At 70.9% G+C, this 21,142-nt stretch carries 22 protein-coding genes; 19 read left to right on the plus strand and 3 right to left on the minus strand.

The features are described 5' to 3' along the window. The first annotated feature begins 272 nt into the window (after positions 1-272). Positions 273-1,883, plus strand: a complete 1,611-nt coding sequence (locus FHR36_RS09125; protein WP_253795531.1) for an ABC transporter substrate-binding protein — start codon at positions 273-275, stop codon at positions 1,881-1,883. Positions 1,884-1,956: 73 nt separating this feature from the next. Here the strand turns inward: FHR36_RS09125 and FHR36_RS09130 are convergent, their stop codons facing one another. Beyond that, entirely contained in the window at positions 1,957-2,628 is a 672-nt protein-coding gene (locus FHR36_RS09130) for a response regulator (RefSeq protein ID WP_253795532.1), read from the minus strand. A gap of 40 nt (positions 2,629-2,668) precedes the next feature. Further along, entirely contained in the window at positions 2,669-3,562 is an 894-nt protein-coding gene (locus tag FHR36_RS09135; protein WP_253795533.1) for a RecB family exonuclease, read from the minus strand. 148 nt (positions 3,563-3,710) lie between these two features. On the opposite strand from FHR36_RS09135, the gene FHR36_RS09140 reads away from it, so the two are divergent. From FHR36_RS09140 to FHR36_RS09150, 3 genes are all read left to right on the plus strand, one after another. Continuing rightward, positions 3,711-4,874, plus strand: a complete 1,164-nt coding sequence (locus FHR36_RS09140; protein ID WP_380230750.1) for a site-2 protease family protein — start codon at positions 3,711-3,713, stop codon at positions 4,872-4,874. 49 nt (positions 4,875-4,923) lie between these two features. Continuing rightward, complete coding sequence (locus FHR36_RS09145; protein WP_253795537.1) at positions 4,924-5,886, plus strand: tRNA (adenine-N1)-methyltransferase; 963 nt, start codon at positions 4,924-4,926, stop codon at positions 5,884-5,886. A gap of 156 nt (positions 5,887-6,042) precedes the next feature. Beyond that, positions 6,043-6,735, plus strand: a complete 693-nt coding sequence (locus FHR36_RS09150; protein WP_253795539.1) for a hypothetical protein — start codon at positions 6,043-6,045, stop codon at positions 6,733-6,735. A 44-nt stretch (positions 6,736-6,779) separates the two neighbouring features. Here FHR36_RS09150 and FHR36_RS09155 read toward each other — a convergent pair whose 3' ends face one another. Next, complete coding sequence (locus FHR36_RS09155) at positions 6,780-7,064, minus strand: ferredoxin (protein WP_253795541.1); 285 nt, start codon at positions 7,062-7,064, stop codon at positions 6,780-6,782. Between the two features lie 229 nt (positions 7,065-7,293). Here FHR36_RS09155 and arc point away from each other — a divergent pair, with 229 nt between their 5' ends. From arc to tatC, 15 genes are all read left to right on the plus strand, one after another. Then, positions 7,294-9,060, plus strand: a complete 1,767-nt coding sequence (gene arc, locus FHR36_RS09160; RefSeq protein ID WP_253795543.1) for a proteasome ATPase — start codon at positions 7,294-7,296, stop codon at positions 9,058-9,060. Positions 9,061-9,148: 88 nt separating this feature from the next. Beyond that, on the plus strand, positions 9,149-10,660 hold the full coding sequence (dop, locus tag FHR36_RS09165; protein ID WP_253795545.1) for a depupylase/deamidase Dop: 1,512 nt from the start codon (positions 9,149-9,151) through the stop codon (positions 10,658-10,660). A 96-nt stretch (positions 10,661-10,756) separates the two neighbouring features. Continuing rightward, positions 10,757-10,975 (plus strand): ubiquitin-like protein Pup, encoded by a 219-nt coding sequence (locus FHR36_RS09170; RefSeq protein WP_253795547.1) that lies wholly within the window; start codon positions 10,757-10,759, stop codon positions 10,973-10,975. A 151-nt stretch (positions 10,976-11,126) separates the two neighbouring features. After that, positions 11,127-11,969: a proteasome subunit beta gene (gene prcB, locus FHR36_RS09175; protein WP_253795549.1), complete on the plus strand. Its 843-nt coding sequence runs from the start codon at positions 11,127-11,129 to the stop codon at positions 11,967-11,969. 36 nt (positions 11,970-12,005) lie between these two features. Continuing rightward, on the plus strand, positions 12,006-12,749 hold the full coding sequence (gene prcA, locus FHR36_RS09180) for a proteasome subunit alpha (protein WP_253795551.1): 744 nt from the start codon (positions 12,006-12,008) through the stop codon (positions 12,747-12,749). Positions 12,750-12,791: 42 nt separating this feature from the next. Continuing rightward, positions 12,792-14,153, plus strand: coding sequence for a Pup--protein ligase (pafA, locus tag FHR36_RS09185; RefSeq protein WP_253795553.1), 1,362 nt, complete (start codon positions 12,792-12,794; stop codon positions 14,151-14,153). A gap of 56 nt (positions 14,154-14,209) precedes the next feature. After that, on the plus strand, positions 14,210-15,193 hold the full coding sequence (locus FHR36_RS09190; RefSeq protein ID WP_253795555.1) for an FKBP-type peptidyl-prolyl cis-trans isomerase: 984 nt from the start codon (positions 14,210-14,212) through the stop codon (positions 15,191-15,193). Positions 15,194-15,328: 135 nt separating this feature from the next. Further along, positions 15,329-16,597 (plus strand): FKBP-type peptidyl-prolyl cis-trans isomerase, encoded by a 1,269-nt coding sequence (locus FHR36_RS09195; RefSeq protein WP_253795556.1) that lies wholly within the window; start codon positions 15,329-15,331, stop codon positions 16,595-16,597. A 45-nt stretch (positions 16,598-16,642) separates the two neighbouring features. Continuing rightward, on the plus strand, positions 16,643-17,014 hold the full coding sequence (locus tag FHR36_RS09200; protein WP_253795557.1) for an FKBP-type peptidyl-prolyl cis-trans isomerase: 372 nt from the start codon (positions 16,643-16,645) through the stop codon (positions 17,012-17,014). Between the two features lie 138 nt (positions 17,015-17,152). Beyond that, entirely contained in the window at positions 17,153-18,118 is a 966-nt protein-coding gene (locus FHR36_RS09205) for a helix-turn-helix transcriptional regulator (RefSeq protein WP_253795559.1), read from the plus strand. A gap of 81 nt (positions 18,119-18,199) precedes the next feature. Further along, a complete protein-coding gene (locus tag FHR36_RS09210) occupies positions 18,200-19,162 on the plus strand; it encodes a helix-turn-helix transcriptional regulator (protein ID WP_253795561.1) in 963 nt (320 codons plus the stop codon). Further along, positions 19,159-19,389, plus strand: coding sequence for a hypothetical protein (locus FHR36_RS09215; protein WP_253795563.1), 231 nt, complete (start codon positions 19,159-19,161; stop codon positions 19,387-19,389). Before FHR36_RS09210 ends, FHR36_RS09215 begins: the two co-directional genes overlap by 4 nt. A gap of 12 nt (positions 19,390-19,401) precedes the next feature. Beyond that, on the plus strand, positions 19,402-19,566 hold the full coding sequence (locus FHR36_RS09220; protein ID WP_253795565.1) for a hypothetical protein: 165 nt from the start codon (positions 19,402-19,404) through the stop codon (positions 19,564-19,566). Positions 19,567-19,708: 142 nt separating this feature from the next. Next, positions 19,709-19,939, plus strand: a complete 231-nt coding sequence (gene tatA / locus FHR36_RS09225) for a Sec-independent protein translocase subunit TatA (RefSeq protein ID WP_253795567.1) — start codon at positions 19,709-19,711, stop codon at positions 19,937-19,939. 74 nt (positions 19,940-20,013) lie between these two features. Beyond that, positions 20,014-20,946 (plus strand): twin-arginine translocase subunit TatC, encoded by a 933-nt coding sequence (gene tatC, locus FHR36_RS09230; RefSeq protein WP_253795570.1) that lies wholly within the window; start codon positions 20,014-20,016, stop codon positions 20,944-20,946. Positions 20,947-21,142: the final 196 nt, after the last annotated feature.

The following is a 21,142-nucleotide window of genomic DNA, read 5'->3' on the forward strand; positions in this document are numbered from 1 at the left end:
CCGCCCTGCGGTTCCGTGGCAACGGACCGTATCCACATGCGGGGAGAAATCGGGCATTGGCTGACATCTCGTCGTTTCGTCCGAGCCGACCTTCCCGCTGAGCGGCCTCCGCTGTAGGACTGACCGATATTCGTACGCGGCCCATGTGGCAGGCTACGTCCGATCACGGTCGTACCAACCTCCGCGGCGCCCCGCCACCACCCCCCGGCGGAACCGTGCGAGGCCACCGGCAACTCCCCAGCCGGCCGCACGCAGTAAGGAACCCATCCCGCATGACTATGCCCAACCGCCTGGCCGTGCTGAGCTGCGCCGCACTGGTCGCCACCACGGCTGCCGGCTGTGCCTCCGTCGAGAAGGCCGCCGGCGGCGGCGACTCCGGCGGTGGAGCCATCACCATGGGCACCACCAACGTCACCAGCGTGCTGGACCCGGCCGGCGCCTACGACGCGGGCTCCTGGATGGTGCTCAACAACACGTTCCAGTCGCTGCTGCGCTTCCCCTCGGGCGCCACCGTCCCGCAGCCGGACGTCGCGGAGTCCTGCGAGTTCACCGGCGCGGACACCATGACGTACCACTGCACCCTGCGGACCGGCCTGAAGTTCTCCAACGGCCACTCGCTGACCGCCAACGACGTGGTCTTCTCGGTCGACCGGATGAAGAAGATCAACGACCCGTCCGGCCCGTCGGCGCTGCTCTCCACCGTCAAGTCGGTGGAGGCCAAGGGCGACAACGAGGTGATCTTCCACCTGTCCGCCCCCGACGCGGTCCTCCCGGCCAAGCTCGCCTCGGCCGCCGGCTCGATCGTCGACCACCAGGTCTTCCCGGCCGACAAGCTGCTGGAGAACTCCAAGCTGGTCGGCTCCGGCCCGTACAAGATCGACTCGATCGAGGAGGCCGCCGGCGAGGGCCACGTCCCCGGCAAGGTCACCCTCTCGGGCAACAGCCAGTACAAGGGCGAGGTCAAGCTCCAGAACAGCAAGTTCGTGCTGCGCTACTTCGACAAGCCGGACGACCTGAAGACCGCGCTGGACAAGGGCGACATCGACCTCGCCGACAACAGCCTCGAGCCCAGCGCCGCCGCCCAGATCAAGAACGACGAGCTGGCCGGCAAGAGCGACTTCAAGGTCGCCGAGGGCGAGACCGGCGAGACCCGCTACCTGGTCTTCAACACCAAGGACCAGGTCGCCGGCAGCCAGGCCGTCCGCCAGGCCGTCGCCCAGCTGCTGGACCGCAAGTCGCTGGCCCGCGACGTCTACGCCAACACCGTCCAGCCGCTGTACTCGGTGGTCCCGGCCGGCATCACCGCGCACAACACCGCCTTCTTCGACCGCTACGGCGAGCCGGACGTCACCAAGGCGAAGAAGTACCTGACCAACGCGCACATCTCCACCCCGGTCAAGTTCACCCTCACCTGGTCGCGCGCCCGCGCCGGCGCCACCGAGCTGGAGACGGTGAAGAAGCAGCTGGAGGCCAGCGGCCTGTTCCAGGTCACCGTCGAGCAGCAGCCCGACTGGAAGAAGTACCAGGAAGGCTGGAAGGCCGGCAGCTACGAGGCCTACACCGTCGGTTGGACCCCGGACTACGCCGACCCGGACGACTACATCAGCCCGCTGGTGGTCGACGGCGGCGCGTTCCACAACGGGTGGGACGACCCGAAGGTCAGCCAGAAGCTGGTGCCGGACTCGATCAAGCTGACCGACCGCACCGCGGGCGGCGCCTACGCGCAGATCCAGAACACGGTGGCGGACGCGGTCCCGATGGTCCCGCTGTTCCAGAACAAGTCGTTCTACGTCTCCAAGAGCAACATCACCGGCGTCGACGCCACCGTCGACAACACCGGCATCTTCCGCTTCTGGGAGATCGGCCGCGGCGGCAAGAAGTAAGGCGAAACGCAGGACGGCCCGCCCGCTCGATCACCGAGCGGGCGGGCCGATGCGCGTCTGCCCGTCGCGGCGGCTAGATCGCGCCGGGCCGGACCAGGCCGGACTCGTACGCGTACACCGCGGCCTGCACCCGGTCGCGCAGCTGCAGCTTGGTCAGCACGTGGCCGACGTGCGTCTTCACCGTGGTCTCGCTGACGAACAGCTCGGCGGCGATCTCCGCGTTCGACAGGCCGCGGGCGACCAGCCGCAGCACCTCCACCTCGCGCTCGGTGAGCACCGACAGCGCCTGCGGCGGCGCCTCGTCCCCGGACGGCAGCTTGGTGGCGTACATGTCCAGCAGCCGCCGGGTCACCGACGGGGCCAGCATCGCCGCGCCGTCCGCCACCACCCGGATCGCCTGGACCAGCTCCTCGGCCGGGACGTCCTTGAGCAGGAAGCCGCTGGCCCCCGCCCGCAGCGCCTCCACCACGTACTCGTCCAGGTCGAAGGTGGTCAGCACCAGGACCTTCGCCGGTCCGTCCCGCCCGGGTCCGGCGATCCGGCGGGTCGCCTCCACCCCGTCCATCCGCGGCATCCGGATGTCCATCAGCACCACGTCCGGCTGCAGCGCCCGGACCTGGTCCAGCGCCTGCTGCCCGTCCCCGGCCTCGCCCACCACGACCAGGTCGGACTCGGCCTCCAGGATCATCCGGAAACCGGTGCGCAGCAGCGGCTGGTCGTCCACCAGCAGCACTCGGATCGTCACCTACGACTCCTTGCTCCTTGCGAGATCCCCCGTGGGATCGTCAGGCTTGCTCGTCGGGCTTTCTGGCCAGCGGCAGCGGGTACGGCGGGGGAGTGCCGCCGAACTCGGGGCAGCTGGCGCGGTGGTCGCACCAGTCGCAGAGCCGGTTGCGGGTGGCCGGGAACTCGCCGGTGGCCACCGCCTGGGAGATGGCCCGCCACAGCGCGTCCAGCTTGCGCTCCACCGCGATCAGGTCGGCCTCGTCCGGGTCGTAGGTGACCACGTCCCCGCCGCCGCCGAGGTAGACCAGCTGCAGGCGCCTGGGCACCACGCCCTTCCAGCGCCACACCACCAGCGCGTAGAACTTCATCTGGAACATCGCCTTGCCCTCGAAGTCCCGCGAGGGCGCCCGGCCGGTCTTGTAGTCGACCAGCCGGACCTCGCCGGTGGGGGCGACGTCCACCCGGTCGATGTAGCCGCGCAGCAGCAGGCCCGACTCCAGCGCGGTCTCCACGTACAGCTCCCGCTCCACCGGGTGCAGCCGGGTCGGGTCCTCCAGCCGGAACCACTTCTCGACCAGCTTCTCGGCGTCGCCGAGCCAGCCGGCCAGGCCCTGCGGGTCGTCCGGGAACAGCCCGGCGAGCTCCGGGCGCTCGCCCAGCAGCCGCTCCCACTGCGGCGCGAGCAGCTCGCGGGCGCGCTCGGGCGTGCGCTCGCCCGCCGGGTGGTCGAACAGCCGCTCCAGCACCGCGTGCACCAGGGTGCCGCGGGTCGCCGCCGCGCTCGGCGGCTCCGGCAGCCGGTCGATGACCCGCAGCCGATACAGCAGGGGGCAGGTCATGAAGTCGCCCGCGCGCGACGGGGAGAGCCCGGTCGGCGGGGCGGCCGGCCGGGCGGGCGGAGCGCCGTCGGTCTGCGAGGGCTGCTCGGGCGGCTCGGTCTGCACGGTCTGCATGGATCGACCCTATAGGGCGCCCGGGGCGGGTATAGGACGGTTGGGGCCTCGCCCGATCGAAAGCGCGGCCCGGCGAGGGGCGCGCGCCGGATCCGGCGCGAGATCACGTAGCGTACGACGGTGGGATCGGCCCGACGAAGGGGATTCGGTGACTGAGCAGAGACCGGACGGTCTTCAGCCGCGCGGCGGCATCCTGATGGGCCGCCCCTTCGGGGTGCCCGTCTACGTCACCCCCTCCTGGTTCGTCATCGCCGGGTTGATCACCTGGCTGTTCGGCGGTCGGCTCGCCGACGTCCTGCCGGACCTCGGCTACGCCCGCTACCTGGTGGCGCTCTCCTTCGCGGTCGCCTTCTACGGCTCGGTGCTGGTCCACGAGCTCGCCCACACCCTGGTCGGCCTGCACTACCGGCTCGGCGTGCGGCGGATCCAGCTGCAGTTCCTCGGCGGCATCTCGGAGATCGAGAAGGAGGCCGAGACGCCCGGCCGGGAGTTCTGGCTGGCCTTCGTCGGGCCGCTGCTCTCGATCGTCCTCGGCGGCGTCTTCTACCTGGGGATGCTGGGGGTGGACTCGGACACCGTGCCCGGCGTGCTGCTGGCCGGGCTGACCGTCTCCAACCTGGTGGTCGCCGCCTTCAACCTGCTGCCCGGCCTGCCGCTGGACGGCGGTCGGATGCTGCGCGCCGCGGTCTGGAAGCTCACCGGCGCGCCGATGAGCGGCACCGTGGCGGCGGTCTGGGCCGGCCGGGCGCTGGCCGTCGCCGTGCTGATCGGCCTGCCCCTGTTCAGCGCCTCCCGCCAGGGCGTGGAGCCCGGCACCGGCACGAGCCTGATCGACGGCATGCTGGCCGCGGTGCTGGCCTTCATCATCTGGAACGGCGCCGGCAACAGCCTGCGCACCGCCCGGCTGAAGGAGATCCTGCCCGGCCTGACCGTCCGCGACCTGGCCCGCCGCACCGTCGAGGTCACCGCCGACACCCCCCTCGGCGAGGCGCTGCGCCGGGCCCACGAGGCCCGCGCCGGGGCGATCGTGGTGGTGGACGGCCGCGGCGATCCCACCTCGCTGGTCAAGGAGGCCGCGGTCACCGCGATCCCCGAGCGCCGCCGCCCCTGGGTCGCGGTCGGCGCGGTCACCCGCGCGCTGGAGCCGGGCCTGCGGATCGGCGTGGACCTGATCGGCGAGGAGATCCTCGCCACCCTGCGCCGCACCCCGGCCACCGAGTACCTGGTGGTCCGCGACGACGGCAGCGTCTACGGCGTCCTCGCCCTCGCCGACCTCGAGCGCCGCCTCACCAACGCCCTCGCCGGCCGCTGAACCGATCATGTGGTCGGCGCAGGCCCCGCGCTCCCGTAGGATTGAGCGCATGTCCGAACCGACCGGTGCCGCCCGCCGACGCGGGCCCTTCCAGGTCGGGGACCAGGTCCAGCTGACCGACCCCAAGGGCCGCCACTACACGTTCACGCTCCAGGCCGGGAACCAGTTCCACACCCACAAGGGTGCGTTCCCGCACGACGAGCTGATCGGCGCTCCCGAGGGCACGGTCGTACGCACCACGGGCAACGTCCCGTACCTCGCGCTGCGCCCCCTGCTCCCCGACTACGTCCTGTCCATGCCGCGCGGCGCCGCCGTGATCTACCCCAAGGACGCGGGTCAGATCCTGGCGATGGCCGACATCTTCGCGGGTGCCCGCGTGGTCGAGGCCGGCGTCGGCTCCGGCGCGCTCTCCACGTACCTGCTGCGCGCCGTCGGCGACACCGGCATGCTCGCCTCCTACGAGCGCCGCGAGGACTTCGCGGAGATCGCCAAGGGCAATGTCGAGCGCTACTTCGGCGGTCCGCACCCGGCCTGGAAGCTCACCGTGGGCGACCTCCAGGACAACCTGGTGGAGACCGACGTCGACCGCGTCCTCCTCGACATGCTGGCCCCCTGGGAGTGCCTGGACGTGGCGTCCAAGGCGCTCGTTCCCGGCGGCCTGATCTGCTGCTACGTGGCCACCACCACGCAGATGTCGAAGACCGTCGAGGCGCTGCGCGAGCACGGCACCTTCACCGAGCCGCAGGCCTGGGAGACCATGGTCCGCACCTGGCACCTGGAGGGCCTGGCGGTCCGCCCGGACCACCGGATGATCGGCCACACCGGCTTCCTGCTCACCGCCCGCCGCCTGGCGGACGGCGTCGAGCCGCCGCTGCGCCGGCGCCGCCCCGCCAAGGGCGCGTACGGCGAGGACTACGACAACGGCGAGCCGGAGCTGACCCTCGCCGAGCGCGCCGCGGTCCGCAAGGCGCAGCGCGAGGCGGCCGCCCACGACGGGCGCGAGCTGGCCTGACGCACGACCCTCGAAGGGGCGGGACCACCGGTCCCGCCCCTTCACGCATTCCGCACATCCGCGCAGGTCGGAGGCGGTTGACGGACCGTCCGGCCGGTGTGCGAGGATGCTCGCTCACAAGGCCCGTGTCGCACGTCCCGTGGAGGGGATTGCCCGGTGGAGGAAGCGGTCGAGGTGGCGAACCAGGTGACGACGGACGACGGGAAGCGCACCCCGGCCCACGCCCGGTCCGGGCTGCGCCACTGGGCGCTGGTGGCCGCCGGTTGCGCGGCCGTGGTGGGCGGGGCGCTCGCGGCGACCAGTGCGACCGGATCGGTCATAGCCGGCCGGCCCGACCTCGCTCCCGAACCCGGCCCGGCCGCGTCCGGCGGCGCGAGCACTCCCGGGACCGCGACCGCCCCCGGCGCCGCGGGCACCCCCGGGACCGCGAAGCCCACTCAGGCTTCCGCCGCGCCCGACCCGGCGAAGGCCGAACTTCCCCTTGACTGCGGGCCGTTCCCGGTCGCCGTCAGCCTCAGGACCAGTGCCTCGATCGGCGGCGTGGCGGCCACCGTGGCGGCGGTGCACTGCCAGGCCGACCTCGGCACCCCGCCGGACGCCGTCTACCTGCTGGTGCCCGGGACGGCCGGGAAGCCCAAGGTCGCCGCGGTCCTGGTGAAGGACACCGAGAACCTCACCGTCACCGAACTCGCCGTCCGCAGCGACGGTTCGATCCACGGCCGCGCCAAGGGCTACTCCTCGGACGACGTGCCGCGCTTCGCCCCCGACCTCACCCTGGAGCTCAACTGGGCGCAGAAGGGCGGCCAGTGGGTCCGTACGGAGACGAACACACCGACCGCCCGGGCCTGAACGCGCCTGCGGCGGGCCCGCGGCACGCGCCGCGGGCCGGCCGGCTACTCCGCGTCCGGGCCGTACACCTCGACCCCGTCGGCGGCCCGGCGCACGTGGATGCAGTCGCCGGGGCAGTCCTTGACGGAGTCCACCACGTCCTGAAGCAGGGTCAGCGGCACCGGCGCGCTCTCGCCGGGCTGCTGGCGCAGCTCGTCGTCCGGGCCCTTCACGTACGCCAGGCCGTCGATGTCCAGCTCGAAGACGTCCGGCGCGTACTGCGCGCAGATCCCGTCTCCGGTGCAGAGATCCTGGTCGATCCACACCTCGAGCTCGCCCGTCCCCGCCATTGCCCCTGCCGTTTCTGGTCCACGATGCCCCGGTTTCGGGGACATTCCTGTCACGATATACCCGCCCTGCTTTGAACCCGTGAGCGGTGGGCATCCCCACTACCAGAGGGGAAGCACGCAAGGGCGAAGATCGGACACGCCTGATCCATCTTTCTGATCTAGGGGTTTACACGACCCTGGTCCCAGGTAGGTTTGGGTCGTCCAGCTCCCCCAGGAGGAGGTGAGGACCGTGGCAGCCCACGATGACGACTACAACCGCAGCCCCGGCAGGCCGGCTCGTGGATCCGACGAGGCCGCGCAGGTCTCGTACCTCGAGCAGGAGATCGCCGTGCTGCGGCGCAAGCTCGCCGATTCGCCCCGCAACTCGAGGGTCCTCGAGGAGCGCATCGTCGAGCTCCAGACCAACCTGGCCGGCGTGACCGCCCAGAACGAGAGGCTCGCCTCCACGCTCCGCGAGGCCCGCGACCAGATCGTGGCCCTCAAGGAAGAGGTGGACCGGCTGGCCCAGCCGCCCGCGGGATTCGGCACCTTCCTCAACCGGAACGAGGACGGCACCGCCGACATCTTCACCGGCGGTCGCAAGCTCCGCGTCAACGTCAGCCCCAGCGTCGAGCTGGACGACCTGCGCCGCGGCCAGGAAGTCATGCTCAACGAGGCGCTGAACGTCGTCGACGCGATGGAGTTCGAGTCGATCGGCGACATCGTGACCCTCAAGGAGGTGCTGGAGGACGGCGAGCGTGCCCTCGTCCTCGGGCACACCGACGAGGAGCGGGTCGTCCGCCTCGCCGAGCCGCTGCGCGACCTCACCCTGCGCTCCGGGGACGCCCTGCTGCTGGAGCCCCGCTCGGGCTACGTGTACGAGGTGATCCCGAAGTCCGAGGTCGAGGAGCTGGTCCTCGAGGAGGTCCCGGACATCGACTACCGGCAGATCGGTGGCCTGTCCAACCAGATCGAGCAGATCCGCGACGCGGTCGAGCTGCCCTACCTGCACGCCGACCTCTTCAAGGAGTACGAGCTGCGCCCGCCCAAGGGCGTCCTGCTCTACGGCCCGCCCGGTTGCGGCAAGACGCTGATCGCCAAGGCGGTGGCGAACTCGCTGGCCAAGAAGGTCGCCGAGGTGACCGGCCGGCCCCAGGGCAAGAGCTACTTCCTCAACATCAAGGGCCCCGAGCTGCTCAACAAGTACGTGGGCGAGACCGAGCGGCAGATCCGCCTGGTCTTCCAGCGGGCCCGGGAGAAGGCGAGCGAGGGCACCCCCGTCATCGTCTTCTTCGACGAGATGGAGTCGCTGTTCCGCACCCGCGGTTCCGGCGTCAGCTCGGACGTGGAGAACACCATCGTCCCGCAGCTGCTGGCCGAGATCGACGGTGTGGAGGGCCTGGAGAACGTCATCGTCATCGGCGCCTCCAACCGCGAGGACATGATCGACCCGGCGATCCTGCGGCCCGGCCGCCTCGACGTCAAGATCAAGATCGAGCGGCCGGACGCCGAGGCGGCCAAGGACATCTTCTCCAAGTACCTCACCGCCACCCTGCCGCTGCACGCGGACGACCTCAAGGAGCACGGCGGCTCCCTCGACGCCACCGTCGCCGCGATGATCCAGTCCGTGGTCGAGCGGATGTACTCGGAGACCGAGGACAACCGCTTCCTGGAGGTCACCTACGCCAACGGTGACAAGGAAGTCCTCTACTTCAAGGACTTCAACTCCGGCGCCATGATCCAGAACATCGTGGACCGGGCGAAGAAGATGGCGATCAAGGACTTCCTCGACCACGCCCAGCGCGGCCTGCGCGTCTCCCACCTGCTCGCCGCCTGCGTGGACGAGTTCAAGGAGAACGAGGACCTGCCCAACACCACCAACCCGGACGACTGGGCCCGGATCTCCGGAAAGAAGGGCGAGCGGATCGTCTTCATCCGCACCCTGGTCACCGGAAAGCAGGGCGCCGAGTCCGGCCGCTCCATCGACACCGTCGCCAACACCGGACAGTACCTGTAAGGACGCCGACCCTCCGTCCGGCTGCGGTGCGCCCGCCCGCAGCCGGACGGCGCGTCCGAGGTTCGTCCACCCGGGCAAGGAGGGCCGCATGACCGTACGGCGCGTGATGGGCATCGAGACCGAGTACGGAATCTCCGTGCCCGGACACCCGAACGCCAACGCCATGCTCACCTCGTCCCAGATCGTCAACGCCTACGCGGCGGCGATGCACCGGGCCCGCCGGGCCCGCTGGGACTTCGAGGAGGAGAATCCGCTCCGCGACGCCCGGGGTTTCGACCTCGCGCGCGACGTGGCGGACGCCAGCCAGCTCACCGACGAGGACATCGGCCTGGCCAATGTCATCCTCACCAACGGGGCCCGGTTCTACGTCGACCATGCCCACCCCGAGTACAGCTCGCCCGAGGTCACCAACCCGCGCGACGCCGTCCTCTGGGACAAGGCCGGCGAGCGGATCATGGCCGCGGCGGCCCAGCGCGCCCTGGAACTGCCGAACGGACAGCAGATCCACCTGTACAAGAACAACACGGACAACAAGGGCGCCTCCTACGGCACCCACGAGAACTACCTGATGAAGCGCGCGACGCCGTTCGCCGACATCGTCCGCCATCTGACGCCGTTCTTCGTCTGCCGCCAGGTGGTCTGCGGCGCCGGCCGGGTCGGCATCGGCCAGGAGGGCAACGCCGACGGCTTCCAGATCAGCCAGCGCGCCGACTTCTTCGAGGTCGAGGTCGGCCTGGAGACCACGCTCAAGCGGCCGATCATCAACACCCGCGACGAGCCGCACGCCGACGCCGAGAAGTACCGCCGGCTGCACGTGATCATCGGCGACGCCAACCTCTCCGAGCTCTCCACCTACCTGAAGCTGGGCACCACCTCGCTGGTCCTGGCCATGATCGAGGACGGCTTCATCGCCTCCGACCTGGCCGTCGACCAGCCGGTGCGCACCCTGCACCGGATCTCCCACGACCCCTCGCTCACCCAGCTGATCACGCTGCGCAGCGGTCGCAAGCTGACCGCCGTCCAGCTGCAGATGGAGTACTACGAGCTGGCCCACAAGTACGTCGAGGACCGCTACGGCAACGACGCCGACGAGCAGACCGTGGACGTGCTGGCCCGCTGGGAGGACGTGCTGGGCCGGCTGGAGCGCGACCCGATGAGCCTGTCCAAGGAGCTGGACTGGATCGCCAAGAAGGAGCTGCTGGAGGGCTACCGCCAGCGCGACGGACTGGACTGGGACAACCCCCGGCTGCACCTGGTCGACCTGCAGTACAGCGACGTCCGGCCCGACAAGGGCCTCTACAACCGCCTGGTGGCCCGCGGACGCTTCGAGCGGCTGCTGACCGAGGAGGAGGTCGAGCGGGCCGTCACCAAGCCCCCGGAGGACACCAGGGCCTACTTCCGCGGGCGCTGCCTGGAGCAGTACGCGGACCACGTCGCGGCGGCCTCCTGGGACTCGGTCATCTTCGACCTGCCCGGTCGCGACAGCCTCCAGCGCGTGCCCACGATGGAGCCGCTGCGCGGCACCCGGAATCACGTGAAGGAGCTGCTCGACCGGTGCCGAACGGCCGAGGACCTGGTCCGGGTGCTGTCCGGACAGTAACTTTTCGATCACTTGGGGTGAACGTTCCGAAAAGGGGAATCATCCGGGTGAGCGTCGAACGTTGAACGAGAACACCGATCGAGCGGGGTGAGGGAAATGGCTGGTAAGGACACCGGCGGCGGCCAGCAGCGGGCCAACCGCTCTTCCGAGGAGGTCGAGGAGCAGACGTCGGAAGCACAGGCTTCGGACGAGCTCAAGGAGCGGCAGGAAAAGCTCGGCGACGACGTCGACGCCGTCCTGGACGAAATCGACGAGGTCCTGGAATCCAACGCCGAGGATTTCGTGCGCGGATTTGTGCAGAAGGGCGGCGAGTAGGAGGGGGGCGGGATTCCCCCCTCCCGTTCGGGCCGCGGGCGTGCCACGGCGCGCCCGCGGCACGATCTTCTCCCGGCAAGGTGGATCACTGCCGCGAAGCGGGTAGGGTCCGGGTCGACAGCGGTTTGATCTTCAACCTGGAAGGACACGTGTGGAAGCCAACCTCACCGGCACCGGGCGTCTGCCGGCTGCCTTCCTGACCCCCGGCTCCTCGTCGTTCATCGATTTCCTCGCCGTGCACCAGCCGGAGATGCTCCCCGGTCGGCGCACGCTGCCCGAGGGCCTGACGGTGGAGGCGCCGCACGGCACCACGATCGTCTCCGCGGTCTTCGAGGGCGGCGTGGTGATCGCCGGTGACCGCCGGGCCACCATGGGCAACGTGATCGCCCAGCGCGACATCGAGAAGGTCTTCCCGGCCGACGAGTACAGCGCGGTCGGCATCGCCGGCACCGCGGGCCTGGCGGTCGAGATGGTCCGCCTGTTCCAGCTGGAGCTGGAGCACTACGAGAAGATCGAGGGCACCGTGCTCTCGCTCGAGGGCAAGGCCAACCGGCTCACCACCATGATCCGCTCCAACCTGGCGATGGCCATGCAGGGCCTCGCGGTGGTGCCGATCTTCGCCGGCTACGACCTCGACCTCGGCCGCGGCCGGATCTTCACCTACGACGTCACCGGCGGCCGCTCCGAGGAGCGCGGCTTCGCGGCCACCGGCTCCGGCTCGGTGTTCGCCCGCGGCTCGATGAAGAAGCTCTACCGGGACGACCTGAGCGCCGAGCAGGCGGCCACCCTGGCCGTCCAGGCCCTCTACGACGCGGCCGACGACGACTCCGCCACCGGCGGCCCGGACCTCGCCCGCAAGATCTTCCCGATCGTCTCGGTGATCACCGACGGGGGCTTCCGCCGGCTGTCCGACGCCGAGGTGTCGAGCATCGCCGTCTCGATCACCGCCGGCCGCAGCGAGCACCCCAACGGTCCGCAGGCCCCCCTTCTCTAGTCCGCCGCACCTTCACCCGGAAAGGGACGACCGCCGGTGTCCACACCGTTCTACGTCTCGCCTCAGCAGGCCATGGCGGACCGTGCGGAGTACGCCCGCAAGGGCATCGCACGCGGCCGCAGCGTGGTCGTGCTCACCTACGCCGACGGCATCGTCTTCGTCGCGGAGAACACCTCCCGCGCCCTGCACAAGGTCTCCGAGATCTACGACAAGATCGCCTTCGCGGCGGTCGGCCGCTACAACGAGTTCGAGAACCTGCGCATCGGCGGCGTCCGCTACGCCGACCTGCGCGGCTACTCCTACGACCGGGCGGACGTCACCGCCCGCGGCCTCGCCAACGTCTACGCCCAGACCCTCGGCACCATCTTCTCCTCGGTCGGCGAGAAGCCGTACGAGGTGGAGCTGATCGTCGCCGAGGTCGGCCGCAGCGTGGAGGAGGACCAGATCTACCGCCTCACCCCCGACGGCTCGGTGGTGGACGAGAAGAACTACGTCGCCATCGGCGGCAGCGCCGACACCATCAGCACCTACCTGGGCCAGCGGCACCGCGGCGGGATGAGCCTCGCCGAGACGCTGAAGCTGGCCGTCGACGGCCTCGCCCGGGACCCGAACGGCGGCAGCCCGCGCACCCTCACCCGGGACCAGCTGGAGGTGGCCGTCCTCGACCGCCAGCGGTTCCAGCAGCGCAAGTTCAAGCGGATCCTGGGCAGCCAGCTGGAGCGGCTGCTCAGCGGCGACGAGACCGCGGCCGCGGACGAGCAGGCGGCCGACCCCGAGTAACCCGCACGTGCAGTACCTCGTCGAGCAGGGAAGAGGTGCCATATGGATCGCCGGATTTTCGGCCTGGAGAACGAGTACGGGGTCACGTGCACGTTCCGGGGACAGCGGCGGCTGTCCCCGGACGAGGTCGCCCGCTACCTCTTCCGCCGCGTGGTCTCCTGGGGCCGCAGCAGCAACGTCTTCCTGAAGAACGGCGCCCGCCTCTACCTGGACGTGGGCTCCCACCCCGAGTACGCCACCCCCGAGTGCGACGACGTCGTCGAGCTGGTCACCCACGACAAGGCCGGCGAGCGGATCCTCGAGGGCCTGCTGGTGGACGCCGAACGGCGGCTGCACGAGGAGGGCATCGCCGGGGACGTCTACCTGTTCAAGAACAACACCGACTCGGCCGGCAACTCCTACGGCTGCCACGAGAACTACCTGGTCGCACGGCACGGCGAGTTCTCCCGGCTGGCCGACGTGCTGATCCCCTTCCTGGTCACCCGGCAGCTGATCTGCGGCGCCGGCAAGGTCCTGCAGACCCCGCGCGGGGCGGTCTACTGCGTCAGCCAGCGGGCCGAGCACATCTGGGAGGGCGTCAGCTCCGCCACCACCCGGTCCCGGCCGATCATCAACACCCGCGACGAGCCGCACGCCGACGCCGAGCGCTACCGGCGGCTGCACGTCATCGTCGGCGACTCCAACATGTCGGAGACCACCACCCTGCTCAAGGTCGGCTCCACCGACCTGGTGCTCCGGCTGATCGAGGCCGGCGTGGTGATGCGCGACCTGACCCTGGAGAACCCGATCCGGGCGATCCGCGAGGTCAGCCACGACCTCACCGGCACCCACCAGGTCCGGCTCGCCAACGGCCGGGAGGCCAGCGCGCTGGACATCCAGGAGGAGTACTTCACCAAGGCGCTGGAGTTCGCCGACCGCAAGGGGATCAACACCGGCACCATCGCCCGCGTCCTCGACCTGTGGGGCCGCACCCTGGAGGCCGTCCGCACCGAGGACCTCGGCCGGGTGGGCACCGAGATCGACTGGATCATGAAGTACAAGCTGATCGAGCGGTACCGCGAGAAGCACCAGATGACCATGTCGAACCCGCGGGTGGCCCAGATCGACCTCGCGTACCACGACATCCACCGCCGCCGCGGGCTGTTCTACCTGCTGCAGAACAAGGGCCAGGCCAAGCGGATCACCACCGACCTGTTGACCTTCGAGGCCAAGTCGGTGCCGCCGCAGACCACCCGGGCCCGGCTGCGCGGCGACTTCATCCGCCGGGCGCAGGAGCAGCGCCGCGACTTCACCGTCGACTGGGTGCACCTCAAGCTCAACGACCAGGCGCAGCGCACCGTGCTGTGCAAGGACCCGTTCCGCTCGGTGGACGAGCGGGTGGAGAAGCTGATCGCCGGGATGTAGCCCTCGGCGGCGGTGCCTCCGGCACGGGGGACGACTCGGGCCATACGCTGACCTTCATGCGTCGATTCGCCGGCCTGCTGGTCGTCCCCCTTGCCGTGCTGCTTGCCGCGTGCAGCAGCGGATCCAGTACCTCCTCCGGGGCCACCCCGTCGGCGTCGGCCTCGGCGGTCGAGGTACCGAGCCCGGTGGCGTCCGCCTCGCCGATGCCCACGGTCTCCGGCGACTTCGGCACCAAGGCCACCATCACCATCCCCGCCGGGAACCCCAGCGGGCAGTTCGTGGTGAACACGGTCAGCGAGGGCGACGGCGCGACGGTCGCCAAGGGCGACTGGGTGACGGTCAACTACACCGCCAAGGACTGGACCACCGGCAAGGACCTGTCCAGCTCCTACGACTCCGGCGGCAAGCCGCAGCTCTACCAGGCCGGCAGCGGACAGCTGGTGCCCGCCTTCGACCAGAGCGTGCTGGGCAAGAAGGTCGGCAGCCGCCTGCTGGTGGTGGCCCCGCCCGCCGCGGGCTTCGGCAGCCAGGGCTCCAGCGCGCTCGGCGTCGGCAAGGACGACACCGTGGTGTTCGTGCTGGACATCATGGAGTCGGTGCCGCAGGACTCCACCATCTCGGGTGCCATGACCCAGGCCCCGGCCACCGCCCCGCAGGTCAAGGACAACGGCAAGGCCGCGCCCACCATCACCATCCCCGCCGGCCAGGCCCCGCCGACCGACCTCCAGACGTACGTGCTGGTCAAGGGCGACGGCAAGGAGGTCAAGGCCGGCCAGACCCTGGTGGTCCAGTACACCGGCGTCACCTGGGCCGACGGCAAGCAGTTCGACTCCTCCTGGAACCACGGCGGCGCGCAGGCCCTCCAGGTGGGCACCGGCAGCCTGATCAAGGGCTGGGACCAGGCCCTGGTCGGCCAGACCGTCGGCAGCCGGCTGCTGCTGGTCGTACCGCCGTCCCTGGGCTATGGGGACAAGGCGAGCGGGTCGATCCCGGCCAACTCCACGCTGGTCTTCGTGATCGACATCCTCGAGGCGGTCTGACCGCAGCGATCCGAGCGGGCACCCCGGGACACCGCGAAAAGCGGGTGACCGGGAGGCCCGCTCTCATCCTGACCTGACATACTGCTGCCCCGCTGCACTCTGGTACGTGTCGTCGGGCGAGATGAATGGGGAGTCATGTCTGAGAAAGCGTCGAGCCCGGGCGAGGCCGACACCACCGGCAACCCGAGGCCGGGCGACGGCGAGTCGATCGTCGTCCCCCCGTCGCTGGTGACGCCGCAGGGCGGCTGGGCCGCCCCGGTACCGGCGCAGTCCGCTGCGCCCAAGCCGGACGCCGGGCCGCAGATCTTCGCGTCCACCCAGCGCAAGGAGGACGTGTCCGAGGCCGGTTACGACCAGGACCCGCCCGGCGTGGGCCGCCTCGGCGTGATCCTGGGCACCATCCTGGCCGTCCTGCTGGTCGGCAGCGGTGTCACGCTGTACGTGGTCAACAAGGACGACGCCAAGCCGGCCGCGAAGAGCGCCACGCCGACCGCCGCGCCGACCCCGACCGAGGACCCGGTCCCGCCGATCAAGGACACCGCCAAGGCGCTCCCCACGATCACCGGCGACTTCGGCTCCAAGGCGACCATCGAGCTGCCCAAGGAGGCCGCCGACGGCACCTTCGTGGTGAAGGAGCTGTCCGCGGGCAACGGCGCCAAGGTCGACAAGGGCACCTGGGTCACCACCGACTTCACCGCGATGGACTGGGGCACCGGCAAGGAGATCCAGGGCTCGTACGGGGACGGCGGCAAGCCGCAGCTGTTCCAGGCCGACTCCGGCAAGCTGATCCCCGCGCTGGACAAGGCCGTCACCGGCCACAAGGCCGGCAGCCGCCTGCTGGTGGTCGCGCCGCCCGGCGCCGCGTTCGGCGCCCAGGGCAACTCGGCGATGGGCGTCAACCCGACCGACAGCCTGGTCTTCGTCATCGACATCCGCAACGCCACCGCCCCGGACGCGGTGCTCAGCGGCGACATGACCGCACCGCCGGCCGACATGCCGAAGGTCAAGGACAACGGCAAGAAGCCGGCCGACATCACCCCGGTGCCGGGCGCGGCCGACCCGACCGACCTGAAGTCGCACGTGCTGATCCAGGGCAAGGGCCGCAAGGTCGAGGCCGGTGAGAAGGTGCTGGTCCAGTACACCGGCGCGCTCTACAAGGACGGCAAGAAGTTCGACTCCTCGCTCGACCGCGGCCAGGCCTTCACCTTCGTCACCGGTGGCGGCGGCGTCATCGAGGGCTGGGACAAGGGCGTCACCGGCCAGACCGTCGGCAGCCGGATCGAGCTGGTCATCCCGGCCTCGCTCGCCTACAAGGACCAGGCCCAGGCCTCGATCCCGGCCAACTCGACACTCGTGTTCGTGATCGACATCCTTGATGCGGGTGTCGGCGGGGCGGACAACTAGGATCGTTTCCGTCACATCAGTGTCACCGAACGAGAAGAGTGTGCTGTGAGCCTTTCCAAGCCGGAGATCGACTTTCCGGGCGGCGAGCCGCCGGTGGAGCTGGAGATCACCGACCTCGTGGTCGGCGACGGTGCCGAGGCGAAGCCCGGCTCCGTGGTCGAGGTCCACTACGTGGGTGTCACCTTCGCCACCGGCGAGGAGTTCGACGCCTCGTGGAACCGCGGCCAGAGCTTCCGCTTCCCGCTGGGTGCCGGCCGCGTCATCAAGGGCTGGGACGAGGGCGTCGCCGGCATGAAGGTGGGTGGCCGCCGCAAGCTGGTCATCCCGCCGAACAAGGCGTACGGCGCCCAGTCGCCGAGCCCGCTGATCCCGCCGAACTCCACCCTGATCTTCGTGGTGGACCTGCTGGGCGTCTGACGTCCGCGGCTTCGGCCGACCCGGCTTTGACCGGACCAGAGCCCCCCGGCACTCCCGTGCCGGGGGGCTCGGCTTTTACTCCGTGTGCCGGTACCGGTACGGTCGGCGGGTCACCAAGATTCCCAGGAAGGGACCGCGATGGCGATCGCCAAGGCAGAGCGGCTGATGAACCTCGCCCTGTGCCTGATGAACACCCGAAGGCCGCTCTCCAAGAAGGAGCTGCGGGAGTCGATCGAGGCCTACCGCGAGGCCTGGCAGCAGGGCAGCGAGGACGCCTTCAACCGGATGTTCGAGCGCGACAAGGACGACCTGCGCGAGCTCGGCCTGGTCATCGACGTGGACGAGAACGCCCTCGACGGCGAGATCGGCTACCTGGCCCGCCGCGACCGCAACCGCCTCCCCGAGATCGCCCTGGACGCCGAGGAGGCGGCCGCCCTCACCCTGGCCGCCCGGGTGTGGCAGCAGGCCAAGATGTCCGGCGCCGCCAGCGGCGCGCTGCAGAAGCTCCGCGCCGCCGGCGTCCCGTTCGCCGAGGAGCGCGAGCACACCGCGCTGGAGCCCCGCATCCCCGCCCGCGAGGCCGCCTTCGAACCGCTGCTGGTCGCCGCCCGCGACCGCCGCCCGGTCACCTTCGAGTACCGCAAGGCCGGCGCCGCCCAGCCCGAGCAGCGCTCGGTCGAGCCCTGGGCGCTCGAGTGCTGGCGCGGCCACTGGTACCTGGCCGGCTACGACCGCGACCGCCAGGACGCCCGGGTCTTCCGGCTCTCCCGGATCGTCGGCAAGGTCCGCTCCCGGGCCGGCACCTTCACCGGCGCCGTCCCCGAGCACGTCGACGTCCGTGCCTACGTCTCCCGCTTCGCGGGTGAAGGGGCCACCACCACGGCCACCGTCCGGCTGCGCCGCGGCGCCGCCTTCCCGCTCTCCACCCGCGCGCTGGCCACCCGGCCCGTCGACCCGCAGTGGGACGAGCTGGAGATCCCGTACGGCAACGGCCTCGGCGCCGACCTCGCCGAGTTCGGGCCCGACGTGATCGTGATCGGCCCGGACGACCTGCGGGCCGACGTCATCGAGCGGCTGACCGCCGTCGCCGGACTGGGGGAGTGACCCGATGAGCGAGCGAAGCGAGCGAACCATCAGGAAAGACGCCCGTTGCGAAGCAACCGGCGAGCGAAGCGAGGCGGGAGCATGAGTAATGCGATCGACCAGACCCGGCGGATGCTCTCGCTGGTCACCTACCTGCGCGAGCGCCCCGGCGCCGAGGTCGCCGAGGTGGCCCGCGCCTTCGGCATCAGCGAGCGCGAACTGATCGGCGACCTCAACGTGCTGCCCATGTGCGGCACCAGCTTCCGCGGCGGCGACCTGCTCGACATCGACACCGACGGCGAGCGGATCTGGTGGCACAACGTCGACGACGTCGCCCAGCCGCTGCGCCTGGCCGCCGACGAGGCCACCGCCCTGCTGGTCGCCGCCCGTGCGGTGGCCGGCCTCCCGGGCCTGCGCGAGCGCGACCGCCAGGCGCTCACCCGGGCCGTCGCCAAGATCGAGGACGCGGCCGGGGAGAGCGCCGAGTCCTCCGCCCGGGTCGGCGTCACCTTCGAGGCCGAGGGCCAGGTCTTCGCCGACATCGACCGGGCGCTCAGCGAGGGCCGGCTGATCTGGCTCCGCTACTGGTCGCACGGCCGCGGTGGGATGACCGAGCGCGAGGTCGACCCGATCCGACTGGTCACCGAGGGCCACACCTACCTCGAGGGCTGGTGCCGGGTCTCCGAGGACCGGCGGATCTTCCGGCTCGACCGGATCGCCGAGATCAAGATCCTCGACGAGCCCGCCAACCCACCCCGGCTCCAGCCGCGCGACCTGTCCGCCGGGCTGGTCAGCCCCGCCGCCGACGACCCCGAGGTGGTCATCGAGGTCGCCCCCGCCGGACGCTGGGTCGCCGAGTACTACACCCACGACGCGGCCGAGGAGCTGCCCGACGGCGGCCTGCGGATCACCCTGCGCAGCGCCGACCCGTCCGGACTGCGCCCGCTCGCCCTGCGGCTCGGCCGCGACGGGCGGATCGTCTCCCCGCCGCAGCCCGCCGAGCAGGCCCGCCTCGCCGCGATCGCCGCCCTGGAGCACTACCGGGACGGGGCCGCACAGCGGTGAGCGACGGAACCAGATTCCAGGTGTACTGCTCGGGGTGCCGGGTGAAGGTCGAGCTGCCCGCCGAGGCCTTCCGGCTGGCGCTCGGGGCCACCCGGGAGCGCACCTTCTACAGCTTCACCTGCCCCGAGTGCGGCGCGGCCGTCCGCAAGCCCGCCGGGGAGAAGATCGTCGCGGCGCTGACCGACGCGGGCGTGCGGACGATGCGGCTGCTGCCGGTGGACGGATAGGGTCGGACCACCATGCCGTGGATCATCGTCGCCGCCGTCCTCCTGGCCACCGCCGGGCTGCTCGTCCTGGGTGTCCTCGCCTGCCGGCTCTGGCTGGACGTCCGCGCGCTCGCCCGCGAGGTGGACTCCGCCTCCCGGGCGCTCGCCGCGGGCGCCCGGGATCTCGCCGGGTCGTGAAGACGCTGCGGTGAACGTGCGTGAAGACGTTGCGGTGAACCTGGACGTGAACAGGTAAGGACCGGGTTCCCGCTCGGCCACCCCGACCGGTTACCATCGCCCGAAGCGGGGAGTGCTGCCCCCGCCAGGAAGGTGGCCCGCCGTGAGGATCTCCCCGACGGCGATCGTGCTGATCGCGATCTTCGCCGTGCTGCTGTTCGGCGGCAAGCGGCTGCCGGACGCCGCCCGGGCGCTCGGCCGGTCGCTGCGGATCCTGAAGAGCGAGACCAAGGCCCTGCGCCAGGAGTTCGACGACGCCGCCAAACCGCAGGTCGACACCGGCCGCGTGGTCAAGACGGCGCCCGGCGAATCCCGCGGCGACCGGGTCGCGTGAACCGACCGTACGACCCTTCTCCGCACGCATTTCCACCCGCACGCTGACATGGCCGCACGATTCGAGGACCGGGGTTGAGCAAGTCTTCCAAGGAACCCAAGGACCCTGAGGGGCGGATGGCCCTGGCCGACCACCTCCGGGAGCTGCGCAACCGGCTGGTGAAGTCGCTGCTGGCGATCATCCTCTTCACCGTGGTAGCGGCCTACTTCAGCCGCCACCTGATCGACTTCCTCACCGCGCCGCTGCCGCGCTGTGCGGACGGCGTGACCATGCCCAAGGGCCAGCACTGCGTGAAGGTCGCCAACATCGGCCTGCTCGCCCCGTTCACCGTTGTCCTCAAGGTCAGCCTCACCGCCGGCCTGGTCGCGGCCACCCCGGTCTGGCTGTACCAGCTGTGGCGCTTCGTCGCGCCCGGACTGCACAAGCACGAGCGCCGCTACTCCATCGCCTTCCTCGGCTTCGGCACCCCGCTGTTCCTCGCCGGTGCCGCCTTCGCGTACCTGATCATGCCGACCACCGCGGCGGTGCTGGCCGGCATGGCCGGCGACAACGTCGAGGCGATCGTGCCGGTCGAGACGTACCTCGACCTGGTGACCCGGATGGTCGTCGTCTTCGGGCTCGGCTTCGAGCTGCCGCTGTTCCTGGTGATGCTGAACTTCGTCGGCGTGCTCACCGGCAAGCGGCTGCTCGGTTGGTGGCGCGGCATGGTCATGGGCATCACCGTCTTCGCGGCGTTCGCCACACCGAGCGCCGACCCGCTGTCGATGCTGGCGCTGGCCGCGCCGATCTGGGCGCTGTACTTCATCGCGGTCGGCGTCTCGCTGCTCAACGACAAGCGCAGGGCGCGCCGCGACCCCGACGCCGGACTGGACGACGAGGAGGCCTCGCACCTCGACCTGTCGGTCGACGCGGTCGAGGACGCCGAGGCCGTCGCCGCCAGCGCCACCCCGGAGGCCTCCGCCCCGGTCCCGGCCTCCCGCCGCGAGCAGATCGAGGACATCACCTGATCCGCGAACCCTCGAGGGCCCCGTCTGCCGACCCGGCAGGCGGGGCCCTCGGCGTTCGGGGGTGGGACGGCCTGCGGCCGGCTGTTGGGGAGGTCGATCGGTGGGGCCGGCGCCTGCCGGCGGCGGTTCCCGCGCGTGCCCGCCGGCGAGCTGGGGTGAGGTCGTCCGGGGGGTGGTGGGGCGTGGCGCGTCTGCC

The sequence above is a fragment of the Kitasatospora cinereorecta genome (genome assembly GCF_024172095.1).
In the GTDB taxonomy this organism is placed as follows: Bacteria; Actinomycetota; Actinomycetes; order Streptomycetales; family Streptomycetaceae; genus Kitasatospora; species Kitasatospora cinereorecta.